Raw genomic sequence first — 9940 nt, forward strand, 5'->3', positions numbered from 1 at the left:
ACAGTGTTTTGAGCAACCTACGGCTAGCTTCCTGGTTTGCTCTTTGATTTTCATTGAGTAGAAGAAGCGAATGAAGAGAGTAAGATGAAAGAAGCTATAATTGAGTGGAAGGATTTCTCTTTCCGGTATGAAACACAACAAGAACCGACCTTGCAAGGGGTAGACTTGACCATTTACAAGGGAGAGAAAGTCTTAATTGTTGGCCCATCTGGGTCAGGCAAGTCTACCTTAGGTCAGTGTTTGAATGGAATTATTCCCAATATTTACAAGGGCCAGATGTCTGGAGAATTTGTGATCAAGGGTCAAGCCGCTTTTGATATGAGCATCTATGATAAGTCTCATCTGGTCAGTACAGTTTTGCAGGATACAGATGGGCAGTTTATCGGCCTGTCTGTGGCAGAGGATCTGGCTTTTGCTCTGGAGAATGATGTGACAGCCCTAGATGAGATGAAAAGCCGTGTTCATAAATGGGCTGAAAAGCTGGATCTTCTCCCTTTACTGCCGCAGCGTCCTCAGGATTTGTCAGGTGGACAAAAGCAGCGAGTCAGTCTGGCTGGTGTCTTGATTGATGAAAGTCCGATTCTCTTGTTTGATGAGCCACTCGCCAATCTAGATCCCAAGTCAGGTCAGGATATTATCGAATTGATTGACCAGATTCATAAGGAAGAGGGGACGACGACTCTTATTATCGAGCACCGTTTGGAGGATGTTCTGCATCGCCCTGTGGATCGGATTGTCTTGATAAACAATGGTCGTGTTCTTTTTAATGGGAGTCCTAACCAGTTGCTTGCGACTGATTTATTGACTCAAAATGGAATTCGAGAACCCCTTTATCTAACGACTCTCCGTCAATTAGGTGTGGACTTAGTCAAGGAAGAACAATTAGCAGATCTGGATAACTTGTCTATCTCAAAAGGGCAAGTCCAGTTACAGACGGAACTGGTAAAAGAAACCCCAGAATTGCAGTCACTCTTTCGACTTGAAGATGTCTCTTTCGCTTATGATGATAGACCGATTTTAAAATCCCTACATTTGGATATTAAAAAGGGTGAAAAAATTGCTATTGTCGGAAAAAATGGTGCTGGGAAGTCAACTCTAGCCAAGGCCTTAAGTAGCTTTATTCAGACGGAAGGTCGCTACCTTTGGGAAGGACAGGATATCAAAGGAGATTCTGTTGCAGAACGAGCGGAACGAGTAGGCTATGTGCTGCAAAATCCCAATCAAATGATTTCAACCAATATGATTTTTGATGAGGTGGCTATAGGGCTTCGTTTGCGAGGTGTGGACGAGCAGGAAATTGAAACGAGAGTCTATGAAACCTTGAAAATCTGTGGTCTTTATGAATTCCGTAATTGGCCCATTTCTGCCCTGTCATTTGGTCAGAAAAAACGTGTTACTATTGCATCGATTTTGGTCTTAGGAGCTGAAATTATCCTCCTAGATGAACCGACAGCAGGTCAAGACCAGAAGAACTATACTGAGATTATGGAATTTCTTGAAGAGTTGCATCAAAAAGGTCATACCATTGTCATGATTACCCATGATATGCAATTGATGCTGGATTATTCAGACCGAGCCCTTGTCATGGTGGATGGGGAATTGATTGCTGATACTGATCCAGCTAGTCTGTTGAGCAATCCTGAGCTGTTAGTAAAAGCCAACCTAAAAGAAACTTCAATCTTTAACTTGGCCAAGAAACTAGACGTGGATCCACTTGCTTTAACGGCATTTTACAAAGAAAGGAGAGAAGGATGCAAACTAAATTAATCGGTTACCAGCATAGAGATACTGTGATTCATCGCTTGTCAGGAGCTGGGAAACTTCTCTTTTTCATTCTGGTATCATTGGCGGCCATGATTAGCTATGATACCAGAATGCTCTTGCTGATTGCCATCTTTTCAGTCTTTCTCCTCTATTTGTCAGAAACCCGTTTTAAAGATGTTTCCTTTGTAGCCGTTTTTGCGACGGTATTTGCCGTTTTAAACGTTTTGATGGTCTATCTCTTTTCTCCCGAGTATGGGGTTGGACTTTACGGAGAGAGAAGTGTGATTTGGCAGGGAATCGGTGCCTACACTCTGACCAGTCAAGAGCTCTTTTATCTGCTAAATCTGGCTATTAAGTACCTTTGCACCATTCCTCTGGCTATTATCTTTTTGATGACAACCCACCCTAGTCAGTTTGCTTCCAGTTTAAATCAAATTGGTGTGCCTTACAAGATTGCCTATTCAGTCAGCCTGACCTTGCGCTATATTCCAGATTTGCAGGAAGAATTCTTTACTATCAAGATGTCTCAGGAGGCGCGTGGGATGGAATTATCCAAGAAAGCTTCTCTTATGCAACGAATCAAAGGCAATCTGCTCATTATTACGCCCTTGATTTTTAGCTCGCTAGAACGCATTGATACCATTGCGACTGCCATGGAGCTTCGCCGCTTTGGGAAAGAAAAAAAACGCACATGGTATAGTTATCAGGCCTTGAAAAAAGGAGACTATATTACCTTGCTCTTGGCAACCTTGTTTTTAGTAGCTAGTTTACTACTTATCTTGCAGAATCAGGGACGATTTTACAACCCTTGGAAATAGCTTGAAAAAATTGAAAAAATCAAGTCGTTTCTATTGACAATGATTCTGAAAGTGTTATACTAAGAAAGTAGTTTCGCTGATTTACTTCAAACCTGTTGTGAGGTAAGTTAACGATGCCTTAACCACGCTGTTTGCTGAGCTTGACTCCGGGCAGTGTGGCTATTTTTTTGCAATGGTGAAAGGAAGCAAGTCATGACAAATCACATTGTATTATTTGAACCTCAAATTCCACAAAATACGGGCAATATCGCGCGTACTTGCGCTGCGACCAATTCTCCCCTCCACATCATCAAGCCCATGGGCTTTCCTATTGATGATCGCAAGATGAAGCGAGCTGGATTGGATTATTGGGATAAGCTAGAGATTTATTTTTACGAGAGTTTGGAAGATTTTATGTCTCAGATGAAGGGCAAACTCTATCTGATTTCGAAATTTGCGGAAAAAGTGTATTCTGATGTGGATTTATCGACTGATGAGGACCATTATTTTCTCTTTGGACGTGAAGACAAGGGCTTACCTGAAGATTTTATGCGAGAACATCCTGAGAAGGCTCTTCGTATTCCCATGAATGATGAACATGTCCGCAGTCTCAATGTGTCTAATACCGTCTGCATGATTGTCTATGAGGCTCTTCGCCAGCAGAACTTTGCAGGTCTTGAGCTCGTCCATACCTATGAAGCAGATAAATTGAAATAAAAAATGAAAATGAACAAAATGCTTGCGCTTGCAAGCGTTTTTTGTTATGATAAAAGAGTCTTCAGGGCAGGGTGTGATTCCCGACCGGCGGTAAATTTGACTAGCTATTTTAGCTTTCTCGTCGTTGTCTTGTCTCGATATACTTTAAGTATTATCTTCGACTGCGACGCCTAGATAAATCTAAAATATCTTAGCCAAATAAGTCCGCGAGCGCAAGCTGATGTGGTGAGATTCCACAACCGACAGTATAGTCTGGATGGGAGAAGACGAAAGAATAGCTTTGTCTGTTCTGATAGATTTATAGCTAAACTGTAACCGCTTGCTCGAATTTCCTTAATAGAGTGAGAGGGAACTTTTGGGATATAAAAAGTGAGAATAGATAGAGGAATCCTTTCTAACTTCTTCTGATTTTATAGAAAATTGGAGGAACCTGTTATGACAAACACACGTCGACTTTCGACCATTGCGATTTTATCAGCCATCTCATTTGTGCTGATGTACTTTGACTTTCCGCTTTTGCCAGCGGCGTCCTTCCTCAAGATCGAATTTAGTATCTTGCCAGTCCTTGTGGGTCTGGTGGTCATGGATTTGCCTGCTGCTCTAGGAGTTCTCTTGCTTCGCTCACTCTTGAAATTGCTTCTTAACAGTCAGGGAGTGAATACTTATATTGGTTTGCCAATGAATATCGTAGCTTTGGGAGTTTTTGTCATCGTATTTGCTTTGATTTGGAAAAAGGAACGGACAACCCTTCGTTTCCTACTAGGCTCTCTAGCTGGAACTATTGGCTTGACCGTGGCTATGTTGGTTCTCAACTATGTTTACGCTGTTCCTTTGTACGCTAAGTTTGCTAACTTTGATATTGGAAAAATTTTGGGACTTTCCAACTACCTAATGACCATGGTATTACCTTTTAACTTGATTGAGGGTGTAATCTTTTCCGTTTCATTCTGGTTGTTGTATGTTCTCTTGAAACCAACCTTAAAACATTATGAGAGATAAACAAACATTTTTAATGAAGGGCAGTTTTGCCCTTTTACTTTTCGTTATTCTTGGCTACATGGTCAAATTTTACCCTGAAACGCTGGTCGGTTTTGACCAATTGATTCAAACGGTAGTTCGAGGAGATTTGCCAGATTACTTGACTATTCTTTTCAAAGCCATCACACGCTTGATTGATATCCCAGTGATTATCACTTGGGTTGTTATTACAGCTTTTGTCTTTTATCGTAAGCGATGGAAGATAGAAAGTTTCTTCATGCTGGGGAATTTGGCTTTAGCGGGTCTTTTAATCGTGACCTTTAAAAATATCTACCAGCGCCCACGATCAGCTATCTTACATCTTGTGGAGGAGAAGGGATTTTCCTTCCCAAGTGGGCATTCTCTGGCTGTAACTTTGATGGTAGGTACTCTGATTGTCATTCTCAGTCAACGAATTAAAAATCCAGTCTGGAGAAAAATTGTACAAATCGTCCTTGGCCTCTACCTAGTTAGTGTGCTGGTATCAAGGGTATATCTGGGAGTTCATTATCCATCAGACGTTCTTGCCAGTCTCTGTCTGGGTTTGGGAGTCCTGTTTATCGAATTTCCCTTCTATGACAAGATCCGCTTCCAATGGCGATTTAAAGGCAAGCAGAAGTGATGGAAAAGATAAAAAATTGTACAAATACAAATAGAAACATATGAAATATATACTTGAAACATGTTTTGGTGTTTGATATATTTTAATAAATAAAGCAAGGAGGAAGAAAGTGTGGGTATGTTATTAGCGACACGCTTAAAAAATAAAAGAAAGGAATTAAAATTATCTCAAAAAGAATTAGCTGAGGGGATTTGTGAGCAAGGGCAGATTAGCCGTATGGAGCAAGGTAAATATTCACCTGGGTCAGAATTACTCTTTCAACTATCTAAGCGATTGAAGGTGAGCATGGATTATTTCTTTGAAGATACTGAGGTTTCTAGTTTAGAAAATATTGATAAGTTTAAAGAATTATCTAAGAAATTTTTGGATGAGAGGGAATATGAATCTCTCCATTACATCTATGAACTGGAAAAATCTAAACGTGCTCGTCTATCTGCTAAAGACCAGATTTATTTGGACTGGATTGATACATTAGTTCAATTCTGTTATTTAAATCATCAAACAGGGGCAGTTGCGAAACTGGAAAAAATACTGTTATCTCTGAAAAAATCTGATTTTTACTATCTACAACTGGGAAATACCTTGGCTAATTTTTATTTTGATATGGGGCAGGAAGACACATATCAGGAACTCTATCAACTTTTAAAAGAGAACCTCCAGTCACTATCTGTTCATCATTTGGAACAGTTAGAATTGATGATTAAATTCCGATATAACTATTGTAGATATTTGTGGTTGAATGAACGAACATCTGAAGCTATAGAAGAAATTACAGAAACGATAGCTATTTGTAAAAGATATAATAGTAGTTATCGATTAGCAGATTTGTATTGTTTATTGGGAAATATAAGCGAGAGCTTTGCTGAAAGGGATAGGATACTAGGTTTTTATCAAGTATCTTATCAGCTTTACAAGCACGAAGAGAACCAGAGAATGATGCTAGAAATTGAGAAGGAAATGAAATTATTGGAAAGTGAAGATTAAGAAAAAGATTTGTATTTTTAGATAACTTAAAATCATATTTCAAAAAAAATAAAAAAACACCATAAAAATTATTGACAAACCAAAATTGATGTGTTAGAATATCATCAATAGTTTTTGATTTTGGTATTGGAACTTTGGGGATATATTGGGCGTTGTTAGGGTTTCAATTTCCTTTTGAGTTGAAGAAGGAGGCAATCCAATGAATACTTTTCTGACCAATAAAAGTTACCGGATGTTGCTGATTAATCAATGGGTTTCGTCATTTGGTGATACGCTATTTTATATTTCCTTTATTTCTTATGTATCGGGATATAAATTTGCTTCATTAGCTGTTCTTTGTATAACAGTTTCGGAGACTTTGCCGCAGATTTCTCAGTTGTTCACAGGCGTTATTGCCGATTTTCAAAAAAATCGTGTTGCAAAATATATTGCTATATTGGCAAGTAAGTTTCTGCTTTATACTCTATTGACACTGTTTGTAACGGATAAGAACTTTTCTATGGGGATGGTTTTTCTTATTTGTGGCATCAATCTTTTATCAGATACTATGAGTTATTTTGCAGGTGCTATGATTTCTCCTTTGTATGTGAGGATTATAGGAGATGATATGACAGATGCTATGGGGTTTAGACAGGCAACTGCTGGTGTAGTTAATATTCTTAGCAACCTTACAGGTGGAGTTTTGATTGGGGTCATCAGTCTTCAGATGTTTGTGGGTTTGAATGCTTTGACCTTTCTTTTTGCACTGTTGGGTGTGGTGTTTATTCGTACTTCTTTGAGAGATATTGAGGGACAGATGGAGGTTAGTAAAGGATTAACCGCAAAATCTTTTGGAGAGCATTTCCTCTATTCTATGAAGATATTGGCAAGTTTTCCAGCCATCATCAAATTAATATTCATTGCTGCTATGAACCAAGTGATTTTAAGCATTATTACCCCTTTAACGACCTTGATGTTGATTCATCATCCATTTATCTTCTTTGACACTGGGAAATCCATTGCAGCATTGTCAGTGGTTATTTTTTCAGGAACGATTGTGGGAAGTTTTTTGAGTGGAGGTATCCTAAAAAATATTCCCATAAAAATGATTGTCTACTTTGAAGAAATTATGCATCTCTGTATTCTCTTTTCTTGGTTGACCAATCATTTCCTCCTTTTATTGGTAGTTGTCTTCTTATGCGCAGTTGCAGTAGGAATGATGGGGCCTCGGATTTTCAACCTTGTATTCTCGATGGTTCCAGAAGAAGTCATGGGAACCATCCAGTCAGTGCTTGGAGTATTCAATGTTGTTGTACCAGGAATTCTTAGCATGCTCATCGTTGCCTTAGCGAGTGCTACAAACATAAAAATCACAGTGCTTCCACTTTTTATTTTTGTATTGACTGCCTTAGCAATTGTGAAAGCAATGAAAATAGAGTAATAGTAGTATGAACTACTGTCTCTTTTTGGGTGGGAGTTCATTATCCATCAGACGTTCTTGCCAGTCTCTGTGTGGGCTTGGGAGTCTTGTTTATCGAGTTTCCCTTCTATGACAAGCTGCGCTTCCAATGGCGATTTAAAGGCAAGCAGAAGTGAGTATCGAATTCCCTTGAGGAGAAAGAAATGAAAGTCAATATAAAAGATCTCCATCCGACTCAACTATACTTATTAGAAAAATGGACCATTCTGTATTATCCCATTACGCTGATTTAAGTTGGAGGAGCTCTTCCCATGCAACATTAGAGCTTATAAAGAGTCCGATCAATACCGTCCAGCTAGAAATTAGGAGGAATCAGCAAGTGATCCCCCTGTCCCTCATAGAGTGATTATAAAACCATACGATAAATGTACCTCCTTAATTAATAAAATCAGACTTTACATGTTTAGAGAGATGACTGTTCCCAAGAGATACCATAATTTCTACCGTAAGCAATATTATATTTCTATCTATTTTAGTCACCACCTAAAACTATGATTTTGCAAGAAAGGTTATGGAATTCTCAAGCAATATGGCTAAAATTAGATAGATATACAAAAGGAAAGGTAGAAGCTTTCATATGTATGGTATATCAACACGAGAGCATAGTAATTGCGTAAAATATATTTTTTTGCTATACTAATCAATATTTATTTGCAAAAGGAATGAGTTAAGATAAGCAATAATAATTTTAAATACTTACTTTGCAATCAAATTTTTAACTTGATTGCAAATATTTTTTTCAGTGTAACAATCATCTCAAAGGTTTATTCACAAAGTAATTCTATCAGTGAATCAACATTTGTTTTGATAATAGGAACTATTTCAGCAGTTATAGGAGGTTTGATTGGACCTATTTTTTAGACAAAATTTCACATAAAAATGTATTGTCGTTTACTAATCTGATTGGTGGGCTAGTTACTCTGTCTTATACCATTATCAGTTCATTTAATGATAGTATTATAATAACCTATTCCACAGTCTTTTTAATAAGCATCACCAATAGTTTTTATACTCCTGCACGTCTAGCTATTGTTCCTAGTATAGTTGATAATGATGCGATAGTAAAAGCAAACGGTCTCACCCTAAGCATTCGTCAATCCGTTCAAACAGCAGGCTGGGCACTTGCAATTCCATTGTCTACGTTACTAGGTTTGCAATATTCATTATATTGTATATCTTTGTGTTTCTTGCTCTCCTCAGTTCTAAGTTTTTATATTCACGTTGAAAAGAATCAACATAAACCAAACTCTTCCAAAAATTCATATGTATATCAAATTTTTGAAGGTCTCATACCTATAAGGGATAATCCTGTCATCAGGGATATAACTATTATGGATATTATTGAAAATTTTGCAAATGTGATTTGGACATCTTCATACCTCCTAGCATTTACAACTACTATCCTTTTAACAAGTGAAACTTGGTGGGGATACCAGGGTTCAGCATACTTCTTAGGGATTATAGTTGGAGGAGGGGTAATAACAAAATACTCTCATAAACTTCAACATTTTCCAGGAAAATTTTTGTTTATATCATCACTTCTTGTTACACTACTCACACTATTTTACACTGTTAATAGAAGCCCTATCATAACAATTATTATTTCTTTTCTAGTCGGCCCCCCTGCACAAATTAGAAATATAATTCAAGAATCAATTATTCAAGAAAAAGTTGATCCTAGTATACTGGCAAGAGCTTTTGCTGCCAGAAGTGTTTTAATGCAACTAATGTATGCTGTAGCGCTAGTTTCATTTAGTTATCTAGCAGACTTAATTGGAATTTTGCCAGTATACTTTATTTCAGTTATCATTTATTTTGCAATTTCATTTATTCCTGTAATATCGTCAGCATTAAAAAAAACACTGTGAAATTATGTATTTTTATGGAGATATAAGACTTCATATATCGTTTTGAGTAGTTTATGAGTACAAGCTATGATAGTTTCCATCTTACTGCCTCCTATTCCATTAGATTAGACTTCCTGTGAAACAAAAATATGATACAATAAAATTATGAAGCAAGTAAACAACTAACTGATACACGATTTAAGCTCCTTGTTGGTGTTCAGCGCACGACTTTTGAAGAGATGTTAGCCGTATTAAAAATTAAACACGCAAAAGATGGATAAAAACCTAAATTAAGCCTAGAAGACCTTCTTATGGCCACTCTTCAATATGTGCGAGAATACCGCACTTATGAACAAATTGCGGCTGATTTTGCTATCCACGAAAGCAACTTAATCCGTCGGAGCCAATGGGTTGAAGTAACTCTTGTTAAAAGTGGTTTTACGATTTCAAGAACTCCTCTCAGTTCTGAGGACACGGTAATGATTGATGCGACGGAAGTAAAAATCAATCGCCCTAAAAAAACAATTAGCGAATGATTCTGGTAAAAAGAAATTTCACGCTATGAAGGCTCAAGCGATTGTCACAAGTCAAGGGAGAATTGTTTCTTTGGAGATCGCTGTGAACTATTGTCATGATATGAAGTTGTTCAAAATGAGTCGCAGAAATATCGGACAAGCTGGTAAAATCTTGGCTGACAGTGCTTATCAAGGGCTTATGAAGATATATCCTCAAG

Annotated in this window: 8 protein-coding genes, 2 pseudogenes and 1 riboswitch; all 10 genes and pseudogenes read left to right on the top strand. The window is 37.7% G+C overall.

Annotated features, from left to right (window positions below; translation table 11 throughout):
* The first annotated feature begins 84 nt into the window (after positions 1 to 84).
* A complete protein-coding gene (locus tag HT723_RS06465) occupies positions 85 to 1767 on the top strand; it encodes an ABC transporter ATP-binding protein (protein WP_119942617.1) in 1683 nt (560 codons plus the stop codon).
* Positions 1752 to 2582: an energy-coupling factor transporter transmembrane component T gene (locus HT723_RS06470; protein WP_119942615.1), complete on the top strand. Its 831-nt coding sequence runs from the start codon at positions 1752 to 1754 to the stop codon at positions 2580 to 2582. Before HT723_RS06465 ends, HT723_RS06470 begins: the two co-directional genes overlap by 16 nt.
* A gap of 192 nt (positions 2583 to 2774) precedes the next feature.
* A complete protein-coding gene (locus tag HT723_RS06475) occupies positions 2775 to 3278 on the top strand; it encodes a tRNA (cytidine(34)-2'-O)-methyltransferase (protein ID WP_000181381.1) in 504 nt (167 codons plus the stop codon).
* Positions 3279 to 3331: 53 nt separating this feature from the next.
* Positions 3332 to 3550, top strand: a riboswitch (FMN riboswitch).
* A 163-nt stretch (positions 3551 to 3713) separates the two neighbouring features.
* Positions 3714 to 4277 (top strand): ECF transporter S component, encoded by a 564-nt coding sequence (locus tag HT723_RS06480; protein ID WP_000185834.1) that lies wholly within the window; start codon positions 3714 to 3716, stop codon positions 4275 to 4277.
* Positions 4267 to 4917 (top strand): phosphatase PAP2 family protein, encoded by a 651-nt coding sequence (locus tag HT723_RS06485; protein WP_345890244.1) that lies wholly within the window; start codon positions 4267 to 4269, stop codon positions 4915 to 4917. Before HT723_RS06480 ends, HT723_RS06485 begins: the two co-directional genes overlap by 11 nt.
* Before the next feature lie 111 nt (positions 4918 to 5028).
* On the top strand, positions 5029 to 5901 hold the full coding sequence (locus tag HT723_RS06490; RefSeq protein ID WP_078836295.1) for a helix-turn-helix transcriptional regulator: 873 nt from the start codon (positions 5029 to 5031) through the stop codon (positions 5899 to 5901).
* Positions 5902 to 6100: 199 nt separating this feature from the next.
* Positions 6101 to 7321: an MFS transporter gene (locus HT723_RS06495; RefSeq protein ID WP_172934870.1), complete on the top strand. Its 1221-nt coding sequence runs from the start codon at positions 6101 to 6103 to the stop codon at positions 7319 to 7321.
* A gap of 26 nt (positions 7322 to 7347) precedes the next feature.
* A pseudogene (locus HT723_RS06500) lies at positions 7348 to 7476 on the top strand (phosphatase PAP2 family protein); the annotation flags it as partial.
* A 768-nt stretch (positions 7477 to 8244) separates the two neighbouring features.
* Positions 8245 to 9228, top strand: a complete 984-nt coding sequence (locus HT723_RS06505; RefSeq protein WP_188111017.1) for an MFS transporter — start codon at positions 8245 to 8247, stop codon at positions 9226 to 9228.
* Positions 9229 to 9368: 140 nt separating this feature from the next.
* A pseudogene (locus tag HT723_RS06510) lies at positions 9369 to 9940 on the top strand (transposase family protein); the annotation flags it as partial.

The organism is Streptococcus sp. 2106 (genome assembly GCF_013277315.1).
Lineage (GTDB): Bacteria > Bacillota > Bacilli > Lactobacillales > Streptococcaceae > Streptococcus > Streptococcus pseudopneumoniae.